We start from the raw sequence: 21,199 nt of genomic DNA, 5'->3' as shown, positions 1-21,199 counted from the left end.
TATTAATGAAACTTGCGGATAATAATTAACCCGACGTCGACCAACAGGCCCGCGAGGCCAGGGATAAAGGATGAAACCGTTTCGCTTCGCTGCACTTTCATTAGCGCTGCTCACTTCACTTGCGCTTATCGGCTGTGACAACAGCGACGATATGCCCAAACCACAGGCCCCCGCCGCGGCGGCTGCTTCCACCACGCAACCGGCTGTACCGGCAAAACCTGACAGCGCCACGCTGGAAAAACTGGCGACACAAAGTCAGGGCAAAGCACTGACCCTGTTGGATGCGTCTGAAGTTCAGCTGGACGATGCCGCCGCCCTAGTGCTGACCTTCTCCGTTCCCCTCGATCCCGCCCAGGACTTCGCCCGCGCGGTTCACGTGGTCGATAAAAAAAGCGGCAAGGTCGACGGCGCATGGGAGCTGGCGCCTAACCTGAAAGAGCTGCGCCTGCGTCACCTGGAGCCAAATCGTAACCTGGTGGTCACCGTCGAAAGTGCGCTGCTCGGGCTGAATAAAGCCACCCTCGGCAGCGACATCGAAAAAACCATTACCACCCGCGATATAGAGCCGAGCGTAGGTTTTGCCAGCCGCGGCTCGCTGCTGCCGGGTAAAGTTGTCGAAGGGCTGCCGGTGATGGCGCTGAACGTCAATAACGTCGATGTGAATTTCTACCGGATCAAACCGGAATCGCTGGCCGCCTTCGTCAGCCAGTGGGAGTACCGCAGCTCGCTCACCAACTGGGAATCCGACAATCTGCTGAAGATGGCCGAGCTGGTCTATACCGGCCGCTTCGACCTGAATCCGGCGCGCAACACGCGCGAGAAACTGCTCCTGCCGCTGGCGGACATCAAGCCGTTACAGCAGGCGGGGGTCTACATCGCGGTGATGAATCAGGCCGGGCACTATAACTACAGCAACGCCGCCACGCTCTTTACCCTCAGCGATATTGGCCTTTCCGCGCACCGCTACCATAACCGGCTGGATATCTTTACCCAGAGCCTGGAGAATGGCGCGGCGCAATCGGCCATTGAGGTACAGCTGCTGAACGATAAAGGGCAGACGCTGGCCCAGGCCACCAGCGACGCCGACGGCCACGCGACGCTGCAGACCGATAAAGAGGCGGCGCTGCTCCTCGCCCGTAAAGACGGGCAGACCACGATGCTGGATTTAACGCTCCCGGCGCTGGATCTGGCGGAGTTTGCCATCTCCGGCGCGCCGGGCTTCAGTAAACAGTTCTTTATGTTTGGTCCGCGCGATCTCTACCGCCCGGGCGAAACGCTGATCCTTAACGGCCTGCTGCGCGACAGCGACGGCAAGCCGCTGCCCGACCAGCCCGTGAAGCTGGAGGTGCTGCGCCCGGACGGCCAGGTGGCCCGCACGGTGGTCAGCCAGCCGGAAAACGGCCTGTATCGTTTTAACTATCAACTGGATAGCGGGGCGCAGACCGGAATGTGGCACGTGCGCGCCAGCACCGGCGATAACCAGCAGCGGATGTGGGATTTCCACGTCGAAGACTTTATGCCGGAACGCATGGCGCTGAATATCGCCGGGCAAAAAGCGCCAGTCGCGCCGCAGGATGACATCGCCTTCGACGTGACGGGGTATTACCTGTACGGCGCCCCTGCCAACGGCAACAGCCTGCAGGGGCAGATGTTCTTGCGTCCGCTGCGTGAGGCCGTGGCCGCACTGCCGGGCTTCCAGTTTGGCGACATCGCCGAAGAGAACCTGAGCCGTAGCCTGGATGAAGTGCAGCTCACCCTCAATGAGGAGGGGCGCGGGCAGGTGACCAGCGAAAGCCAGTGGAAAGAGACGCACTCTCCGCTGCAGGTAATTTTGCAGGCCAGCCTGCTGGAGTCCGGCGGACGTCCGGTGACCCGCAGAGCGGAGCAGGCGGTCTGGCCAGCGGCAACCCTGCCGGGCATCCGTCCGCAGTTCGCCAGCAAAGCGGTCTATGACTACCGCACCGACACCACCGTCAACCAGCCGATTGTTGAGGAGAACAGCCAGGCCGGGTTCGATATCGTCTATGCCGATGCCAGCGGAGCGAAAAAAGCGGTCTCCGGCCTGCAGGTTCGCCTGATCCGCGAGCGTCGGGACTACTCGTGGAACTGGTCGGAAAGCGAGGGCTGGCAGTCCCAGTTTGATCAAAAAGATCTGATTGAAGGCGAGCAGGCGCTGGATCTGGCCGCGGACGAAACCGGAAAAGTGAGCTTCCCGGTGGAGTGGGGCTCCTATCGTCTGGAGGTAAAAGCCCCGGACGACGCGGTCAGCAGCGTTCGCTTTTGGGCAGGTTACAGCTGGCAGGACAACAGCGACGGCTCCGGCGCGGCGCGTCCGGACCGCGTCACCATGAAGCTGGATAAACCGGCCTATCAGCCTGGGGACACTATTAAGCTGCACATTGCCGCACCGGCGGCTGGTAAAGGCTACGCGATGATCGAATCCAGCGAAGGGCCGCTGTGGTGGAAAGAGATCGACGTGCCTGCCGAGGGGCTGGATATGACGATCCCGGTGGATAAAGCCTGGAAACGCCACGATCTGTACCTCTCCACGCTGGTGGTCCGTCCTGGCGATAAATCCAAATCAGCCACGCCAAAACGTTCGGTAGGCTTGCTGCACCTGCCGATGGGCGACGAAAGTCGTCGCCTGAGCATCGCCCTGGAAAACCCGCCAAAAATGCGCCCAAACCAGACGCTGGCGGTGAAAGTAAAAGCCAGCGTTAAGGAGGGTGCGGCTCCGCAAAAAGTCAACGTACTGGTCTCGGCGGTGGACAGCGGTGTGCTGAACATTACCGATTACGTTACTCCCGATCCGTGGCAGGCCTTCTTTGGTCAGAAGCGCTATGGCGCGGACATCTACGATATCTACGGCCAGGTGATTGAGGGCCAGGGCCGTCTGGCGTCGCTGCGCTTTGGCGGCGATGGCGATGAACTTAAGCGTGGCGGCAAACCGCCGGTTAACCATGTCACCATTATCGCCCAGCAGGCGCAGCCGGTAGAGCTGGATGCCAACGGGGAGGGCACCGTCTCGTTACCGATTGGCGACTTTAACGGCGAGCTGCGTCTGATGGCCCAGGCCTGGACCGATGACGATTTCGGCAGCAGCGAGAACAAAATCATCGTCGCCGCGCCGGTTATCACCGATCTGAACACGCCGCGCTTCCTTGCCAGCGGCGATAACGCAAGGCTGACGCTGGATCTGACCAACCTCACCGATCGTCCGCAGACCCTGAACGTAGCCCTGACCGCGGGCGGTAACCTGACGCTGGAAGGTGCCCAGCCGCAGCCGATCCAGCTGGGCGCGGGTGAACGCTATACGCTGTTTATTCCGGTGCGGGCGCTGGACGGCTACGGCGAGGGCGAAATCGCCGCCCAGGTAAGCGGGCTGATGCTTCCAGGCGAAACCTTTGCCCCGCAGCAGAAGAGCTGGAAAATCGGCGTGCGCCCGGCGTTCCCGGCGCAGACGGTGAATACCGGCACGATGCTTAATCCGGGTGAAAGCTGGCATGTACCGACCGAACAGCTCGCTAATTTCTCCCCGCTGACGCTACAGGGACAGCTTATGCTCAGCGGCAAGCCGCCGCTTAACCTGGCCCGTTACATCCGCGAGCTGCAGGCCTATCCGTATGGCTGTCTGGAACAGACCACCAGCGGCCTGTTCCCGTCCCTCTATACCAATGCCGCCCAGTTGAATGCGTTGGGCATCAAGGGCGACAGTGACGACAAGCGTCGGGCGGCCATTGAGATCGGCATCTCCCGCCTGCTGCAGATGCAGCGCGACGATGGCGGTTTTGCCCTGTGGGATAAAAATGGCCCGGAAGAGTACTGGCTCACTGCCTACGTCACCGATTTCCTGGTGCGGGCAGGGGAGCAGGGTTACAGCGTACCGGCTGATGCCATCACCAATGCCAACAACCGCCTGCTGCGCTACCTGCAGGATCCGGGCATGATGGCGATTCGTTACAGCGAAGATACCCAGGGCAGTAAGTTCGCCGTTCAGGCTTATGCCGCGCTGGTGCTGGCACGCCAGCAGAAAGCCCCGCTGGGCGCGCTGCGCGAAATCTGGGAGCGTCATGCCCAGGCCAAATCAGGCCTGCCGCTGATGCAGCTGGGGATGGCGCTGAAGCTGATGGGCGATGCGCCGCGCAGCCAGCAGGCGCTGGATCTGGCCATCAAAACGCCGCGCAGCGAGATGCAAAACTGGCTGGCCGATTACGGCAGCCCGCTTCGCGACAACGCGATGATGCTCAGCCTGCTGGAAGAGTACAAACTGTTGCCGGATGCCCAGAACGCGCTGCTGAACGTGCTTTCCCAGCAGGCTTTCAGCCAGCGCTGGCTCTCGACCCAGGAGAGTAATTCCCTCTTCCTGGCGGGACGTTCCCTGCAGACGCTCTCCGGAGCCTGGCAGGCCACCTCGTCGCTCAAGGAAGGCAGCATTCAGGGCGATAAACCGCAGGTGCAAAACCTCAATGCCGACCAATTGGCGGCGCTGCAGGTGACTAACACCGGTACCGCGCCGCTGTGGTTGCGTCTGGACAGCAGCGGCTATCCGCAGTACGCCCCACAGCCTGCCTCGAACGTGCTGAAAATTGAGCGCCAGATCCTGGCAACCGATGGCAGCAGCAAGTCGCTCTCCTCCCTGAAAAGCGGCGAGCTGGTGCTGGTCTGGCTGAACGTCACTGCCACCCAGAGCGTGCCGGATGCGCTGGTGGTGGATCTGCTGCCTGCAGGGCTGGAGCTGGAAAACCAGAACCTCGCCAGCAGCAGCGCCAGCCTGCAGGAGAGCGGCAGTGAGGTACAAAACCTGCTCAGCCAGATGCAGCAGGCCGATATCCAGCATATGGAGTTCCGCGACGACCGCTTTGTCGCCGCCGTACCGGTCAATGAAGGCCAGCCGGTGACGCTGGTCTATCTGGCGCGCGCCGTTACGCCGGGAACCTACGCGGTGCCTGTGCCGATGGTGGAATCGATGTACGTACCGCAGTGGCGGGCAACGGGTGCGGCCAGCGGCCCGCTGATTGTCGTTCCGTAACGTGCGGGTTCGCGCTCTGTTACGCTCCCGCTGGCTGTGGCTGGCGGGGGCGCTTCTTCTGCTCTGGGGCAGCGTTGTTGCCGCCGATCGCCTGTGGCCGCTGCCGTTACATGAGGTCAACCCGGCTCGCGTGGTGGTGGACGAAAAAGGCATCCCGCTGTGGCGCTTTGCCGATCGCGACGGGATCTGGCGTTATCCGGTCACCATCGAAGAGGTTTCTCCGCGCTATCTTGAGGCGCTGATCCAGTATGAAGATCGCTGGTTCTGGGATCATCCGGGCGTCAATCCTTTCTCGGTACTGCGCGCTGCCTGGCAGGATCTCATTGCCGGAAAGGTGATCTCGGGCGGCAGTACGCTGACCATGCAGGTGGCCCGTCTGCTGGATCCTCACTCCCGCACGCTGGGCGGTAAAGTCCGCCAGCTCTGGCGGGCGTTCCAGCTGGAATGGCACCTCTCTAAACGTGACATCCTGACGCTCTACCTCAATCGCGCCCCGTTTGGCGGCACCCTGCAGGGCGTGGGGGCCGCAAGCTGGGCCTATCTGGGAAAATCCCCTGCGCAGTTGAGTTACTCCGAAGCCGCGCTGCTTGCCGTATTGCCGCAGGCGCCGAGCCGTTTACGCCCGGACCGCTGGCCGCAGCGTGCCGAGGCGGCGCGCAATAAAGTCCTCAACCGCATGGCCTCTCAGGGCGTCTGGTCTGCGCGTCAGGTTAAAGAGTCGCAGGAAGAACCCGTCTGGCTGGCTCCCCGGCAGATGCCGCAGCTTGCGCCGCTGTTCTCGCGCATGATGCTGGGCAAAAGCCGGGACAGCAAAGTGGTGACTACTCTGGATGCCACGCTGCAGCGCCAGCTGGAAGAGCTGGCCCTGAACTGGAAGTCCCGCCTGCCACCCCGCAGTTCGCTGGCGATGATCGTCGTGGATCATACCGATATGAAGGTGCGCGGCTGGGTAGGATCGGTGGACATCAACGACGACAGCCGTTTCAGCCATGTGGATATGGTCAGCGCGATCCGATCCCCGGGATCGGTGCTGAAGCCGTTTGTCTATGGCCTGGCGATGGATGACGGGCTGATCCACCCGGCCTCGCTGCTGCAGGATGTGCCGCGACGCACCGGTGATTACCGTCCGGGTAACTTTGACAGCGGCTTTCACGGTCCGATCAGCATGAGCGAGGCGCTGGTGCGATCCCTGAACCTGCCCGCCGTTCAGGTGCTGGAGGCTTACGGGCCGAAAAAGTTTGCCGGGATGCTGCGTAACGTCGGATTACCGCTTCTTCTGCCTGCTGGCGCTCAGCCGAACCTCTCCCTGATCCTGGGGGGCGCCGGGGCGCGTCTGGAGGACATTGCCGCAGCGTACAGCGCCTTTGCCCGGCAGGGTCGTGCAGGGAAACTGCGTTTACAGCCAGCAGATCCGCTGCTCGAACGGCCCTTATTGTCGCCGGGGTCCGCGTGGATCATCCGGCGCATTCTGGCGAACGAGGCGCAGCCGCTGCCGGACAGCGCCCTTGCGCAGGTGGTGCCGCTGGCGGTAAAAACCGGCACCAGCTACGGCTATCGTGACGCATGGGCGATAGGGGTGAACGCGCGCTACGTGATTGGCATCTGGACCGGCAGGCCGGACGGCACCCCGGTGGCCGGGCAGTTTGGCTTTGCCAGCGCCGTGCCGGTGTTGAATCAGGTCAACAATCTGCTGCAGTCGCGATCGGCGCTGGATGAGGCGCGTCTGCCGCGCGATCCGCGCCCTGAATCGGTGAGTCGCGGGGTGATCTGCTGGCCGGGCGGGCAGTCGCTGCCGGAGGGGGACAGCAACTGCCGCCGTCGGCTCGCGACGTGGCTGCTTGAAGGAAGCCAGCCGCCGACGCTGCTGCTGCCGGAGCAGGAGGGTATCCGCGGCATTCGCTTCCCGGTCTGGCTGGATAGCAGCGGTAAACGGGTAGCGGCGGACTGCCCGCAGGCGCAGGAAAAAAGCGTGGACGTCTGGCCGCTGCCGCTGGAGCCCTGGCTGCCCCAGGCGGAGCGGCGCTCGTCGCGCATTCCGCCTGCGTCAACGGCCTGCCCACCGCTGAACCAGGCCTTCCCGGCGCCGCTGCTGCTCTCTGGCATTCGTCAGGGGGCGGTGATTAAACGTCTTCCGGGCGAGTTGCAGGTCTCGCTGCCTCTGCAGGTCAGCGGCAGCGACGGACCGCGCTGGTGGTTTCTCAACGGCGAACCGCTGAATGTCCAGGGACGGGTGTATACGCTGCGTCTTGAAAAGGCAGGGGATTATCAACTACTGGTGATGGATGAGGCGGGGCAGGTGGCGACCGTGGATTTCACCCTGCAATGAAAAAAACGCGTTTCGGCAAGGATCTGTTGTTAAAACTCGTCTTATTTTAAAAAAATGTTACATGCATCCATAGGCAATGGCGCCAATGCTCATTATAATCCGCGCCATATATTTCGCATGAATGCAAAACAACAGAACAAATCACAGAGGTAATCATGGCTATTGAACGTACTTTTTCCATCATCAAGCCAAACGCGGTGGCAAAAAACGTTATTGGCAGCATCTTTGCGCGCTTTGAAGCGGCAGGGTTCAAAATTGTTGGTACCAAAATGCTGCATCTGACCGTTGAGCAGGCTCGCGGTTTCTATGCTGAGCACGAAGGTCGCCCATTCTTCGACGGCCTGGTTGAGTTCATGACCTCTGGCCCAATCGTGGTTTCCGTACTGGAAGGCGAAAATGCCGTTCAGCGTCACCGCGATCTGCTGGGTGCAACTAACCCGGACAACGCGCTGGCAGGTACCCTGCGCGCAGATTACGCTGACAGCTTCACCGAGAACGGCACCCACGGTTCCGACTCCGTAGAATCTGCTAAACGTGAAATCGCCTACTTCTTCGCAGAAGGCGAAGTGTGTCCACGTACCCGTTAATTTAACGGTTTCGTTTACACATTATTTTCGTAAATGCCGCGTGCAAACGTGGCATCCCTGCACCAGACTTTGTACAATGCAACGCCCCGGACGAGCAGACCGCTTTCCGGGGCGTTTCTTTTCAACCCTCCACGGGCCATAACGTGTAACAACGAGGCCGGAAAATATTATGTCTGAATTAGTTAACACCTCCGAAGTCGCCATTCCTGCGGTTCCCAATAAAAATGGAAAAATCAACCTGCTGGACCTGAACCGTCAGCAGATGCGCGAGTTCTTCAAAGAGATGGGCGAGAAGCCGTTTCGTGCCGACCAGGTCATGAAATGGATGTACCACTATTGCAGCGACAATTTTGATGACATGACTGACATCAATAAAGTACTGCGCAACAAGCTGAAAGACGTGGCCGAAATCCGCGCGCCGGAAGTGGTGGAAGAGCAGCGTTCAGCTGATGGCACCATCAAGTGGGCGATTGCGGTTGGCGATCAGCGCGTTGAGACGGTTTATATCCCGGAAGACGATCGCGCTACCCTGTGCGTCTCCTCCCAGGTGGGTTGTGCGCTGGAGTGTAAATTCTGCTCCACGGCGCAGCAGGGCTTTAACCGTAACCTGCGCGTGTCTGAGATTATCGGCCAGGTGTGGCGCGCGGCGAAAATCGTCGGTGCGGCAAAAGTCACCGGCACCCGTCCTATTACCAACGTGGTGATGATGGGGATGGGCGAGCCGCTGCTGAACCTGACTAATGTGGTTCCGGCGATGGAAATCATGCTCGACGACTTCGGTTTTGGCCTGTCCAAACGTCGCGTTACGCTCTCCACTTCAGGCGTTGTGCCCGCGCTGGATAAACTCGGCGATATGATTGACGTTGCGCTGGCTATTTCGCTGCACGCGCCAAACGACACCATTCGCGATGAGATCGTGCCAATCAACAAGAAGTACAACATTGAGACCTTCCTGAACTCGGTTCGCGGCTACATTTCGAAGTCCAACGCCAACCAGGGACGCGTCACCATTGAGTACGTCATGCTGGATCACGTCAACGACGGGACCGAGCACGCTCACGAGCTGGCGGCACTGCTGAAAGACACGCCGTGCAAGATCAACCTGATCCCATGGAACCCGTTCCCGGGCGCGCCGTATGGCCGTAGCTCAAACAGCCGTATCGACCGTTTCTCCAAGGTTCTGATGGAGTATGGCTTTACCACTATCGTGCGTAAAACCCGCGGTGATGATATCGATGCCGCCTGCGGTCAGCTGGCCGGTGACGTTATCGACCGTACCAAGCGTACGCTGCGTAAACGTATGCAGGGCGAGCCCATCGCCATCAAGTCCGTGTAATTATTATGCAGTCACGGCGCGTTAATTGCGCCGTGGCGGCTACGGATGCGAATAAACAGTCATTGCGCCGGTTTATGGGTAATAATTACGGTGCGTTTTATATGACTTTAAGGCAGTATGTAACGACGCAACAACAGTTTAGCCTCACTGACAAGCCGCTTCTGTCAACGAAAACCTGACAGGGTTGTGCAGTCTTACTAAGGTTAACTGACCAGAAGTTTCGCGGTGCGGGTGGCATTGTGACTCACCGGCGCCAGGATCCTCAATTTTCACGTACCATTAGTTGTAGCGAATGAATACTGAAGCCACTCACGACCAAAATGCAGCACTTTCCACTGGCGTTCGTCTTCGCAACGCCCGTGAACAACTCGGACTAAGCCAGCAAGTCGTTGCGGAGCGCTTATGTCTGAAGGTTTCCACGGTCCGCGATATTGAAGAAGATAAGGCTCCTGCCGATCTTGCTTCAACGTTTCTGCGTGGTTATATCCGCTCATATGCGAAACTGGTGCATATCCCTGAAGATGAACTGCTGCCAATGATGGAAAAACAGGCACCGGTCAGAGCGGCGAAAGTCGCGCCGATGCAGAGTTTTTCCCTGGGCAAGCGTCGTAAAAAACGTGATGGCTGGCTGATGAGCTTTACCTGGCTGGTGCTGTTTGTGGTGATCGGCCTGACGGGCGCATGGTGGTGGCAAAACCACAAGGCGCAGCAGGAAGAGATCACCACCATGGCCGATCAGACCTCAGCCGAGCTGAACAACTCAGCGGGCGATGGTGCCCAGAGCATCCCGCTGAATACCGATGCTTCTGCGACCGCCAGCGAAACGCAGGCGCCAGCAACCGACACTCAGGATACGGCAACGGCGCAGAGTGCTGCGCCAACCGCCGAACAGACGGCGCAGGCACCCGCAGACAACGCGGTAGTTTCGCCATCTCAGGCTAACGTTGACGCTGCACCTGCAACCGCGCCTGCGGCAACGGCGGATGCCACCCAGACGTTGCCTTCCGATCCGGCAGGCGTTGCGGCGGCAACTGCCGACCCGAACGCGCTGGTGATGAACTTCACCGCCGATTGCTGGCTGGAAGTGACCGATGCAACGGGCAAAAAGCTGTTCAGCGGCCTGCAGCGTAAAGACGGGAATTTAAATCTGACAGGCCAGGCGCCGTACAAGCTCAAGATTGGTGCTCCGGCTGCGGTGCAGATCCAGTTCCAGGGTAAACCTGTCGATCTGAGCCGTTTTATCAGAACTAACCAGGTTGCGCGTCTGACCGTAAATGCCGAACAATCAGCAGCACAGTAAGTAACAGACAGGCAACGCGGGAGATTTTCCATGCATAACCAGGCTCCTATTCCACGTAGAAAATCGAAACGTATTTACGTCGGGAATGTGCCAATTGGCGATGGTGCCCCCATCGCCGTTCAGTCGATGACCAACACCCGCACCACGGATGTGGAAGCGACGGTCAATCAGATCAAAGCATTAGAACGTGTAGGCGCAGACATTGTCCGCGTTTCCGTGCCCACGATGGATGCGGCAGAAGCTTTCAGGCTCATCAAGCAGCAGGTCTCTGTTCCGCTGGTTGCCGATATTCACTTCGATTACCGTATCGCGCTGAAAGTGGCGGAATACGGCGTCGATTGCCTGCGTATCAACCCCGGCAATATCGGTAGCGAAGAGCGTATCCGCGCGGTGGTTGATTGCGCCCGCGACAAGAACATCCCCATCCGCATCGGCGTAAACGCCGGTTCTCTGGAAAAAGATCTACAGGAAAAATATGGCGAGCCGACGCCGCAGGCGCTGCTCGAATCCGCTATGCGTCATGTGGATCATCTCGATCGTCTGAACTTCGACCAGTTCAAAGTCAGCGTGAAAGCCTCCGATGTTTTCCTTGCCGTCGAATCCTATCGCCTGCTGGCGAAGCAGATCGACCAGCCGCTGCACCTCGGGATCACCGAAGCCGGTGGCGCCCGCAGTGGGGCAGTGAAATCAGCCATTGGCCTCGGTCTGCTATTGAACGAAGGCATCGGCGATACCCTGCGCGTCTCGCTGGCCGCCGATCCGGTGGAAGAGATTAAGGTCGGTTTCGACATTCTGAAATCCCTGCGTATTCGTGCCCGCGGCATCAACTTTATCGCCTGCCCGACCTGTTCGCGCCAGGAGTTTGATGTCATCGGTACCGTGAATGCGCTTGAGCAGCGTCTGGAAGATATCATCACCCCAATGGACGTCTCGATCATCGGCTGTGTGGTGAACGGTCCGGGTGAAGCGCTGGTGTCAACACTTGGCGTTACGGGCGGCAACAAGAAAAGTGGTCTCTATGAAGATGGCGTTCGCAAAGATCGTCTGGATAATGGCGACATGATTGATCAGCTTGAAGCCCGTATCCGCGCCAAAGCGGCCATGCTGGATGAAGCGCAGCGCATCAGCGTGCTCCAGGTCGAAAAATAACGTGATGGGAAGCGGTCTGCTTCCTGTGTATGATTGAACCCTTCGGTTATGAACCCCAGGGTTCATTTTTGTCTATAGAAAGAGAACAAACGTGGCAAAGAATATTCAAGCCATTCGCGGCATGAACGATTATCTGCCTGGCGAGACCGCCATCTGGCAGCGCATTGAAGGCACCCTGAAACAGGTGCTCGGCAGCTACGGTTACAGCGAAATCCGTTTGCCGATTGTAGAGCAGACCCCGTTATTCAAACGCGCTATCGGCGAAGTCACCGACGTGGTTGAAAAAGAGATGTACACCTTTGAGGATCGTAACGGCGACAGCCTGACCTTACGTCCGGAAGGTACGGCGGGATGTGTACGCGCCGGCATCGAGCATGGTCTCCTGTACAATCAGGAGCAACGCCTGTGGTATATCGGCCCGATGTTCCGCCACGAACGTCCGCAGAAAGGCCGCTACCGTCAGTTTAACCAGCTGGGTGTCGAAGCCTTTGGCCTGCAGGGCCCGGACATCGACGCTGAGCTGATCATGCTGACCGCCCGCTGGTGGCGTGCGCTGGGCATTGCCGAGCACGTTACGCTGGAGCTGAACTCTATCGGTTCTCTTGAAGCGCGCGCTAACTACCGGGATGCGCTGGTGGCCTTCCTGGAACAGCACAAAGAGAAGCTGGACGAAGACTGCAAACGCCGTATGTACAGCAACCCGCTGCGCGTGCTGGACTCCAAGAACCCGGACGTACAGGCACTGCTGAACGATGCGCCTGCGCTGGGCGATTACCTGGATGACGACTCCCGCGAACACTTTGCCGGTCTGTGCAAACTGCTGGAAGGCGCCGGAATCACCTATACGGTTAACCAGCGTCTGGTACGTGGTCTCGACTACTATAACCGCACCGTATTTGAGTGGGTCACCACTAGCCTCGGATCACAGGGTACTGTCTGTGCCGGCGGTCGTTATGACGGCCTGGTGGAGCAGTTAGGCGGTCGTCCTGCACCTGCAGTTGGCTTTGCCATGGGCCTGGAGCGACTTGTTTTGTTAGTTCAGGCAGTTAATCCGGAATTTAAAGCCGATCCTGTTGTCGATATATACCTGGTAGCCTCAGGTGCGGAAACGCAGTCTGCGGCAATGCAGCTTGCTGAACGCGTGCGCGATGCGCTGCCGGACGCTAAGCTGATGACCAACCACGGCGGCGGCAACTTTAAGAAACAGTTCGCCCGTGCCGATAAGTGGGGCGCGCGTATCGCACTGGTACTCGGCGAGTCAGAAGTGGCTAACGGCGAAGTCGTAGTGAAAGATCTGCGCTCTGGTGAGCAAACAACGGTAACGCAGGACGGCGTTGCGGCGCACTTGCGCACTCTACTGGGCTAAGGAGAAGGACTGCGTGGAAATTTACGAGAACGAAAACGACCAGGTTGATGCGATCAAACGCTTCTTTGCCGAAAACGGCAAGGCCCTGGCTGTTGGGGTAATTTTAGGTATTGGCGCGCTGGTGGGCTGGCGTTACTGGAACAGTCATCAGGTCGATTCGGCGCGTGGTTCCTCCTTACAGTATGAAAATACCGTGAGCGCAATCCGCGCCGATCAGCCACAAACGCTGACGGCGGCAGAGAAATTTGCCGCTGACAACAAAAACACCTACGGCGCGCTTGCGTCGCTGGAAGTGGCTCAGCAGTTGGTTGATAAAAATGAGCTGGATAAAGCGGCAGCACAGCTGCAGCAGGGTCTGGCAGCAGCTAAAGACGATAACCTGAAAGCGGTTATCAATCTGCGCCTTGCCCGTATTCAGGTTCAGCAGAAGAAAGCTGACGAAGCGCTGAAGACGCTGGACAGCGTTAAAGGTGAAGGTTTTGCCGCTATTGTCGCCGACCTGCGTGGTGAAGCACTGCTGAGCAAAGGTGACAAACAGGGCGCGCGCAGCGCGTGGGAAGCGGGCGTGAAAAGTAACGCCTCCCCAGCGCTGAGCGAAATGCTGCAGATGAAAATAAATAATTTGTCCGTCTGAGAGGGACCCGATGCAATTGCGTAAATTACTTCTGCCAGGACTGCTTTCCGTTACGTTATTGAGCGGCTGTTCACTGTTCAGCGGCGAAGAAGATGTTGTCACCATGTCGCCACTGCCGACGGTTGAAAACCAGTTTGAGCCATCCACCGCCTGGAGCACCTCCGTGGGCGGCGGTATTGGTGATTTCTACTCTAACCTGCACCCGGCATCAGCGGACGGCGTTGTCTATGCGGCTGACCGCAAAGGCACGGTGAAAGCCCTGAACGCCGATGACGGCAAAGAAGTCTGGTCGGTTAACCTCGCCGAGAAAAGCGGCTGGCTGTCACGCACGCCAGCGCTGCTGTCAGGTGGCGTAACGGTTGCCGGTGGCCATGTCTATATCGGCAGCGAGAAGGCCCAGGTCTATGCCCTTAACGCCAGCGATGGTTCCATTGCCTGGCAGACCCGCGTGGCTGGCGAAGCACTCTCTCGTCCGGTCGTCAGCGATGGCATGGTGCTGGTACATACCGCAAACGGCCAGCTGCAGGCGCTGAACGAAACTGACGGCGCGGTGAAGTGGACCGTGAACCTGGATATGCCTGCGCTCTCCCTGCGCGGTGAATCTGCTCCGGCCACCGCGTTTGGTGCTGCCATCGTGGGCGGTGATAACGGACGCGTCAGCGCCGTGCTGATGCAGCAGGGCCAGTTGATCTGGCAGCAGCGTATCTCTCAGGCTACCGGTCCGACCGAAATCGACCGTCTGAGCGACGTGGATACCACCCCGGTTATCGTCAACGGCGTGGTGTATGCCCTGGCCTATAACGGCAACCTGACCGCGATGGATCTGCGTAGCGGCCAGATCATGTGGAAACGTGAGCTGGGCTCGGTGAATGATTTCATCGTCGATGGCAACCGCATCTATCTGGTCGATCAGAACGACCGCCTGCTGGCCCTGAGCACTGAAGGCGGCGTGACGCTGTGGACGCAAAGCGATCTGCTGCACCGTCTGCTGACCGCACCGGCGCTCTATAACGGCAGCCTGGTGGTGGGTGATAGCGAAGGTTACATGCACTGGATTGACCCGAGCAACGGTCGTTTTGTTGCCCAGGAGAAAGTCGACAGTTCCGGTTTCCTGACCGAGCCGGTATCGGTTGACGGCAAACTGCTGATCCAGGCAAAAGACGGTACGCTGTACGCGATCACGCGTTAATCACCGCGGTTGTAGTATACTCAACGGCTCCTGTTGCTTCAGGGGCCGTTTTGATTTTTTAAAAAACGCCGCAAACGCGACGTGATATCGAATTTTATGAGGCTTTAAACATGGTACCTGTGGTCGCGCTTGTCGGGCGCCCGAACGTTGGAAAATCCACTCTTTTTAACCGTTTAACACGCACCCGTGATGCGCTGGTTGCGGATTTCCCGGGGCTCACGCGTGACCGTAAGTACGGTCGTGCCGAAGTGGAAGGTCGTGAGTTTATCTGTATCGATACCGGTGGTATCGACGGTACAGAGGACGGCGTTGAAACCCGCATGGCGGAGCAATCCCTGCTGGCGATTGAAGAAGCCGACATCGTGCTGTTTATGGTCGATGCGCGTGCGGGCCTGATGCCTGCCGACTCGGCTATCGCCAAGCACCTGCGCTCGCGTGAAAAAGCCACTTTCCTGGTGGCAAACAAAACTGACGGCATCGATCCCGATCAGGCGATGGCGGATTTCTGGTCATTGGGCCTGGGCGACATCTATCCGATAGCCGCCTCTCACGGCCGTGGCGTAACCAGCCTGCTGGAAACCGCACTCCTGCCGTACGTTGACGAGATCAGCCCGCCGGAAGAGGTCGATGAAGACGCAGAATACTGGGCGCAGTTCGAAGAAGGTGAAGAGGGCGAAGAAGAGCCTGAAGACGACTTCAACCCGCAGGATCTGCCGATCAAGCTGGCGATTGTTGGTCGTCCGAACGTAGGTAAGTCCACACTTACTAACCGCATCCTCGGTGAAGACCGCGTGGTGGTGTACGACATGCCGGGCACCACCCGCGACAGCATCTACATCCCGATGCAGCGCGACGAGCGCGAATACGTGCTGATCGACACCGCGGGCGTGCGTAAGCGCGGCAAAATCACCGACGTGGTGGAAAAATTCTCGGTAATCAAAACCCTGCAGGCGATTGAAGACGCCAACGTGGTGATGCTGGTTATCGATGCCCGTGAAGGCATCTCCGATCAGGATCTCTCCCTGCTCGGCTTTATCCTCAATAGTGGGCGCTCACTGGTTATCGTCGTCAACAAGTGGGATGGCCTGAGCAATGAAGTACGTGAGCAGGTGAAAGAGACGCTGGACTTCCGTCTCGGCTTTATCGACTTTGCCCGCGTGCACTTTATCTCTGCCCTGCACGGCAGCGGCGTCGGCAACCTGTTCGAATCCGTTCGCGAAGCCTACGACAGCTCCACCCGTCGTGTGGGTACCGCGATGCTGACCCGCATCATGACCATGGCGGCAGAAGACCATCAGCCACCGCTGGTGCGCGGTCGTCGCGTGAAGCTGAAGTATGCCCACGCGGGGGGTTATAACCCGCCTATCGTGGTTATCCACGGTAACCAGGTGAAGGATCTGCCCGATTCTTACAAACGCTACCTGATGAACTACTTCCGCAAATCGCTGGACGTGATGGGTACGCCGATTCGCATTCAGTTCAAGGAAGGGGACAACCCGTTTGCCAACAAACGCAACACCCTGACCCCGAACCAGATGCGTAAACGTAAGCGTTTGATTAAGCACATTAAGAAAAGCAAGTAATTAGCCGATCTGCTGAAAAGCCCGCGCCTGTCGCGGGTTTTTTTATGCCTCAGTTCTACCGAAAGCAACGAATAATTATTGATGTGATGTCAATCACTATTCATGTTTATCCAACATAAAATCTAAGAAATAAGACGATTGTCGAATTTTCATCTTTTGGTGATGGGGTGGGGGCTGGACAAAAGTAGCCTCAGGTTATCAAATGGTTAAATAACATTTCGCCGGATGTAAAAAAGCCGCCAGAACACTCTCTGCGTGGCCGACCTCCGGTGTTTACAAGCACGACGACACATCATCTCGGGAGAATTATGCAATCCTCTGTTAATAAAAACGAAAGCCGAACTTTCTTCGGCCATCCTTATCCACTTGGCTCGCTGTTCTTCACCGAGATGTGGGAGCGCTTCTCGTTTTACGGCATTCGTCCACTACTGATCCTGTTTATGGCCGCCACCGTCTATGACGGCGGGATGGGGCTGGCGCGTGAAAACGCCTCCGCCATCGTCGGTATCTTTGCCGGGACCATGTACCTGGCCGCGCTGCCGGGCGGCTGGCTGGCGGATAACTGGCTCGGACAGCAGAGAGCGGTCTGGTACGGTTCAATTCTGATCGCGCTCGGCCACCTGTCGATTGCGCTGTCTGCGGTAATGGGCAACAACCTGTTCTTTATCGGCCTGATGTTTATTGTCCTTGGTTCGGGTCTGTTTAAAACCTGTATCTCGGTAATGGTCGGCACCCTGTATAAGAAAGGCGATGCGCGTCGTGACGGCGGCTTCTCGCTGTTCTATATGGGCATCAACATGGGCTCATTTATCGCGCCGCTGATCTCCGGCTGGCTGATTAAATCTCACGGCTGGCACTGGGGCTTTGGCATCGGCGGCATCGGGATGCTGGTCGCGCTGGTCATCTTCCGCCTGTTTGCCGTTCCGGCGATGAAACGCTACGACAGCGAAGTGGGGCTGGACTCCACCTGGAACAGCCCGGTGGTGAAGAAAAACGGCGTTGGCGGCTGGCTGCTGGCGCTGGCAGCGGGTGTCGCGATTATCGTCACTCTGATCGCCCAGGGCGTGATTGTAATTAACCCGGTTGCCGTGGCCAGCGTGCTGGTTTACTTCATTGCCGCCTCGGTGGCCCTCTACTTCATCTGGCTGTTTGTCTTTGCCGGTCTGAACCGTAAAGAGCGCGCCAGGCTACTGGTCTGCTTCATTCTGCTGGTGTCTGCGGCGTTCTTCTGGTCTGCGTTCGAGCAAAAACCGACGTCATTTAACCTGTTTGCCAACGACTACACTAATCGCATGATCGGTGATTTCGAAATCCCGGCCGTGTGGTTCCAGTCGATTAACGCCCTGTTTATTATTCTGCTGGCACCGGTCTTTAGCTGGGCGTGGCCGAAGCTGGCAAGCAACAATATTCGACCGAGCAGCATCACCAAGTTCGTGATCGGCATTCTGTGCGCGGCAGGCGGCTTTGGCCTGATGATGCTGGCGGCGCAGAACGTCCTCAGTAACGGTGGGGCAGGCGTTTCTCCGTTCTGGCTGGTGGGCAGTATCCTGATGCTGACCCTCGGTGAACTGTGCCTGAGCCCGATTGGTCTGGCGACCATGACCCTGCTGGCTCCGGAAAGAATGCGCGGCCAGATGATGGGGCTGTGGTTCTGCGCCAGCGCGCTGGGCAACCTGGCGGCGGGCCTGATTGGCGGCCACGTGAAGGCCGACCAGCTGGATATGCTGCCGGATCTCTTCGCGCGCTGCTCCGTTGCTCTGCTGATTTGTGCCGCCGTTCTGACGGTGCTCATTGTTCCGGTGCGTCGTATGCTGGAAAATGCGCAAACGAAAAGTGAGCCGAAACCCGTAACTAACGCCTGAATCTGACCGACATTGCCGGGGCGTGGTTACGCGCCGGCAATGCAACGAAAGAGGTTCAGATGCAGATTGGGTTTGTTGGACTTGGCGCGGTAGTCGAAACCGCCTATTTGCCCGCATTACAAGGTACCTTCGCTGAATCACTTCCCTGTCCGGGATTTGATATCCAGCCCGCGAAAACCCTGGGTGGCGTTACGCGAGTTCCAACCCTTGCCGACCTTCTTACCCGACCCCTCGATACGCTTTTTATCACCACCGCATCGCTACAACACCTTGACGTGCTTGAGCAGGCGCTGGCGTCTTCCATCCCGCGCATCGTGGTGGAAAAACCGATCGTCGCCACCCTGGGCCAGACCGAAAAACTGAGATCGCTGCTGGCGAGGCCGGAGGCAGCCGCGCGGGTGCTGGCACTCGATCACTGGATGGCGCGCATAAACCTGGTGCGCCTGGGGCTGGTCAGACACCTTTCTGATATCGTCAGGATCGAGGGTTTTTTGCAGGAGCCAAGCGGGTTTAACGCGGCGGGTGAGCCCATCGCGCTTAACTTTGCCACCGGCGAGCCGGATACCCGGACGCTTCGCCATCCGGATGGGGTAATCCTGGATATCGGCACCCACGTGCTGGCGATGATGCGCGAGACGGTGCGGTATCTGGGCGGCAGCGGCGAGCTTGCTTTACAGGTCGTGACGGCCAGAGATCGGCTGGGGCGCGATATCGCCAGAGGCGATATGACCACTGCCGAAGGCGAGGCGCATCTTCAGGGGACGATGGGCGGCGTGCCGGTGGATATCTGGCTGAACAAATATGCCGGGCCGTCAGGCGGGCAAAAAGGGCTGCGACTGCATCTGCGGGACGGACGCATCATCAGCCACGACCGGCGCGGGGCAGAGGATGTGCTGACGCTCACCGACGGCGAGCAGGTTCAGTGCTGGCGCTTTGGCGGCACGATTTACGCGAACTGTCTGGCAGAACATATTCTGGGGGAGCAGAGCCTGTTTGTACGCGACCCGCAGGAGGTGAGCCGCACAACGCAGCGGCGGCTGGAAGAGGTTGAGCTCCTGCTGAGATTACAGCAGCAGCTGCGTGGCCCTCACTGAGCGCATCGTGGTAAAATCGATTGAGTACTGAATATCCTTCAAAGGAGTCATCATGTCGATTACCTGCCCGGAATGTCACGCAGAGCTGGAGCCGCAAAACGGTGTGGCGCACTGCGAGAGCTGCAATAAAGATATTGCCCTGGAAGCCCGCTGCCCGGAGTGCCATCAGCCACTCCAGGTGTTAAAAGCCTGCGGTGCGGTGGATTATTTCTGCCAGAACGGCCACGGGCTGATCTCGAAAAAGCGCGTGGAGTTCGTCGCGGCTGACTAATCGCATACGCAGCCTTCGCCTTTTTGCCAGAGTTCGACCAGCGACTCTGGCGCTTCCTGTTCGGGAACCAGCACGATGATGTCGGTGTATTGCGCCTGATTGTGCCGGGTCCAGATTATCTGAATGCGAAAATAGCGCTGGTCGCCGCCGCCGGGTGACGACGGCTGGCCGGGCGGCTCTCCACGAGGAATCGCCTGCTGAAGTATGTTCACCACGCGCTGGCGCTGTGCACTGTTAAGAGTCGAGAGGGCGATTCGCCGCAACCCGCTGAGATGCGGGATATAGGCCACGCCACCTTCACGCGCCAGCTCGACGACCGCGTCTTCGGTCAGTTCCGGAACCTGCATTCACAACACTCCCACCTGTTTCCAGGCTTGTTCAATGGCTGCTGCGACGTCGCCACCCGATCGCTTTTCACCGTGGGCAACCGTCAGTTTCGCAAAGGCGTCAAAATCTGCATCTTGCGCCAGCTGTCGATCGCAAACCGTGTCATACCATGCATAACCGGCTTTCTCCCAGGCGTTGCCGCCAATGGCCGTTGCAGCAAGATAAAACGCGCGATTGGGAATGCCTGAATTAAGATGCACGCCGCCGTTATCTTCGCGCGTTTTGATAAAGTCTTTCATGTGCGCGGGCTGCGGATCTTTTCCGAGCAGCGGATCGTTATAGGCGGTGCCGGGCTCTGACATCGATCGTAGCCCCTTGCCGTTGATCCCTTCAGCCAGCAGTCCTCCACCAATCAGCCAGTCGGCTTCATCAGCCGTTTGCTTCAGGTGATACTGTTTCACCAGCGAGCCGAAAACGTCCGATAAAGACTCATTCAGCGCGCCCGATTGTTCAAAGTAGATTAGCCCGGCTTCGGTTTCGGTCACCCCATGGCTAAGTTCATGCGCCACTATGTCAATGGCAATGGTGAAGCGGTTAAATATCTCGCCGTCGCCATCGCCAAACACCATCTGCTGACCATTCCAGAAAGCGTTCTGATATTCCCGCCCATAATGAACGGTGCCCGTCAGCATCAGCCCTTTATTATCCAGCGAGTCGCGGTGATAATTTTTCCAGAAAAATTCATGGGTGATACCTAAATAATCATAGGCTTCATCGACAGTAATATCCCCGTTTGACGGCTGCCCCTCATAACGCACCTGAATGCCAGGCAGTTCCTGGGCCTGTTTTGCATCATAAATATCACGCTCCAGCTGCCCGGTTTTATTCACGTGCGGCGCGGCGGGTTTACCTGGCATATGGGCCATCAGCGTTTGTACATGCGTCAGCGTCTGGCGGGCGCAACGCTGTTGAGGCTCAGAGCCACTCTCAATAATACGACGAAGAATATAGGGCGGGATCACGCTGTGAATTCGGGTCATGCTTCTCTCCTGTTTCTGGCAATGCCGAAAAAAGAAACACTTTCAGTGTAAATGATGAAGCCGGGGGCGGGGAGAAGTCGGAGTATTCGTACCGGTAAAAACTGGC

General features: G+C 58.4%; 15 protein-coding genes. 13 read left to right on the top strand and 2 right to left on the bottom strand.

Annotation, left to right across the window (positions count from 1 at the left end):
- The first annotated feature begins 70 nt into the window (after positions 1-70).
- From ACOYA6_RS12390 to ACOYA6_RS12330, 13 genes are all read left to right on the top strand, one after another.
- Entirely contained in the window at positions 71-5,029 is a 4,959-nt protein-coding gene (locus tag ACOYA6_RS12390; protein ID WP_422654772.1) for an alpha-2-macroglobulin family protein, read from the top strand.
- On the top strand, positions 5,016-7,355 hold the full coding sequence (pbpC, locus tag ACOYA6_RS12385) for a peptidoglycan glycosyltransferase PbpC (protein ID WP_422654771.1): 2,340 nt from the start codon (positions 5,016-5,018) through the stop codon (positions 7,353-7,355). Before ACOYA6_RS12390 ends, pbpC begins: the two co-directional genes overlap by 14 nt.
- A gap of 155 nt (positions 7,356-7,510) precedes the next feature.
- A complete protein-coding gene (gene ndk / locus ACOYA6_RS12380) occupies positions 7,511-7,942 on the top strand; it encodes a nucleoside-diphosphate kinase (protein ID WP_039029721.1) in 432 nt (143 codons plus the stop codon).
- A gap of 169 nt (positions 7,943-8,111) precedes the next feature.
- The gene (gene rlmN, locus ACOYA6_RS12375) at positions 8,112-9,278 is read left to right on the top strand and encodes a dual-specificity RNA methyltransferase RlmN (RefSeq protein WP_422654770.1); all 1,167 of its coding nucleotides are present in this window, start codon (positions 8,112-8,114) and stop codon (positions 9,276-9,278) included.
- Positions 9,279-9,570: 292 nt separating this feature from the next.
- Positions 9,571-10,578: a cytoskeleton protein RodZ gene (rodZ, locus tag ACOYA6_RS12370; RefSeq protein ID WP_039029719.1), complete on the top strand. Its 1,008-nt coding sequence runs from the start codon at positions 9,571-9,573 to the stop codon at positions 10,576-10,578.
- A gap of 30 nt (positions 10,579-10,608) precedes the next feature.
- On the top strand, positions 10,609-11,727 hold the full coding sequence (ispG, locus tag ACOYA6_RS12365) for a flavodoxin-dependent (E)-4-hydroxy-3-methylbut-2-enyl-diphosphate synthase (protein WP_039029718.1): 1,119 nt from the start codon (positions 10,609-10,611) through the stop codon (positions 11,725-11,727).
- A 91-nt stretch (positions 11,728-11,818) separates the two neighbouring features.
- The gene (gene hisS, locus ACOYA6_RS12360) at positions 11,819-13,093 is read left to right on the top strand and encodes a histidine--tRNA ligase (protein ID WP_223073657.1); all 1,275 of its coding nucleotides are present in this window, start codon (positions 11,819-11,821) and stop codon (positions 13,091-13,093) included.
- A 13-nt stretch (positions 13,094-13,106) separates the two neighbouring features.
- The gene (locus ACOYA6_RS12355; protein WP_039029716.1) at positions 13,107-13,727 is read left to right on the top strand and encodes a YfgM family protein; all 621 of its coding nucleotides are present in this window, start codon (positions 13,107-13,109) and stop codon (positions 13,725-13,727) included.
- 10 nt (positions 13,728-13,737) lie between these two features.
- Entirely contained in the window at positions 13,738-14,916 is a 1,179-nt protein-coding gene (gene bamB / locus ACOYA6_RS12350) for an outer membrane protein assembly factor BamB (RefSeq protein WP_039029715.1), read from the top strand.
- 110 nt (positions 14,917-15,026) lie between these two features.
- Positions 15,027-16,499: a ribosome biogenesis GTPase Der gene (gene der, locus ACOYA6_RS12345; protein WP_039029714.1), complete on the top strand. Its 1,473-nt coding sequence runs from the start codon at positions 15,027-15,029 to the stop codon at positions 16,497-16,499.
- 308 nt (positions 16,500-16,807) lie between these two features.
- Entirely contained in the window at positions 16,808-18,361 is a 1,554-nt protein-coding gene (locus tag ACOYA6_RS12340; RefSeq protein ID WP_138369762.1) for a peptide MFS transporter, read from the top strand.
- Between the two features lie 59 nt (positions 18,362-18,420).
- Positions 18,421-19,455, top strand: a complete 1,035-nt coding sequence (locus ACOYA6_RS12335; RefSeq protein WP_422654769.1) for a Gfo/Idh/MocA family oxidoreductase — start codon at positions 18,421-18,423, stop codon at positions 19,453-19,455.
- 52 nt (positions 19,456-19,507) lie between these two features.
- Complete coding sequence (locus tag ACOYA6_RS12330; RefSeq protein ID WP_039029711.1) at positions 19,508-19,726, top strand: zinc ribbon domain-containing protein; 219 nt, start codon at positions 19,508-19,510, stop codon at positions 19,724-19,726.
- Here ACOYA6_RS12330 and ACOYA6_RS12325 read toward each other — a convergent pair.
- Together ACOYA6_RS12325 and ACOYA6_RS12320 are read right to left on the bottom strand one after the other, a co-directional pair.
- Positions 19,723-20,073 carry a protealysin inhibitor emfourin gene (locus tag ACOYA6_RS12325; protein ID WP_138369764.1) on the bottom strand — a complete coding sequence of 117 codons (351 nt, stop codon included), beginning with the start codon at positions 20,071-20,073 and terminating at the stop codon, positions 19,723-19,725. The genes ACOYA6_RS12330 and ACOYA6_RS12325 overlap by 4 nt on opposite strands.
- Positions 20,074-21,093, bottom strand: coding sequence for a M4 family metallopeptidase (locus ACOYA6_RS12320; protein WP_138369765.1), 1,020 nt, complete (start codon positions 21,091-21,093; stop codon positions 20,074-20,076).
- Between the last annotated feature and the right edge of the window lie 106 nt (positions 21,094-21,199).

This window comes from Leclercia barmai (assembly GCF_049312895.1).
GTDB lineage: Bacteria > Pseudomonadota > Gammaproteobacteria > Enterobacterales > Enterobacteriaceae > Enterobacter > Enterobacter barmai.
Note: the sequence above shows the minus strand (reverse complement) of the source record. Positions and strands in the feature narration are given on the sequence as shown.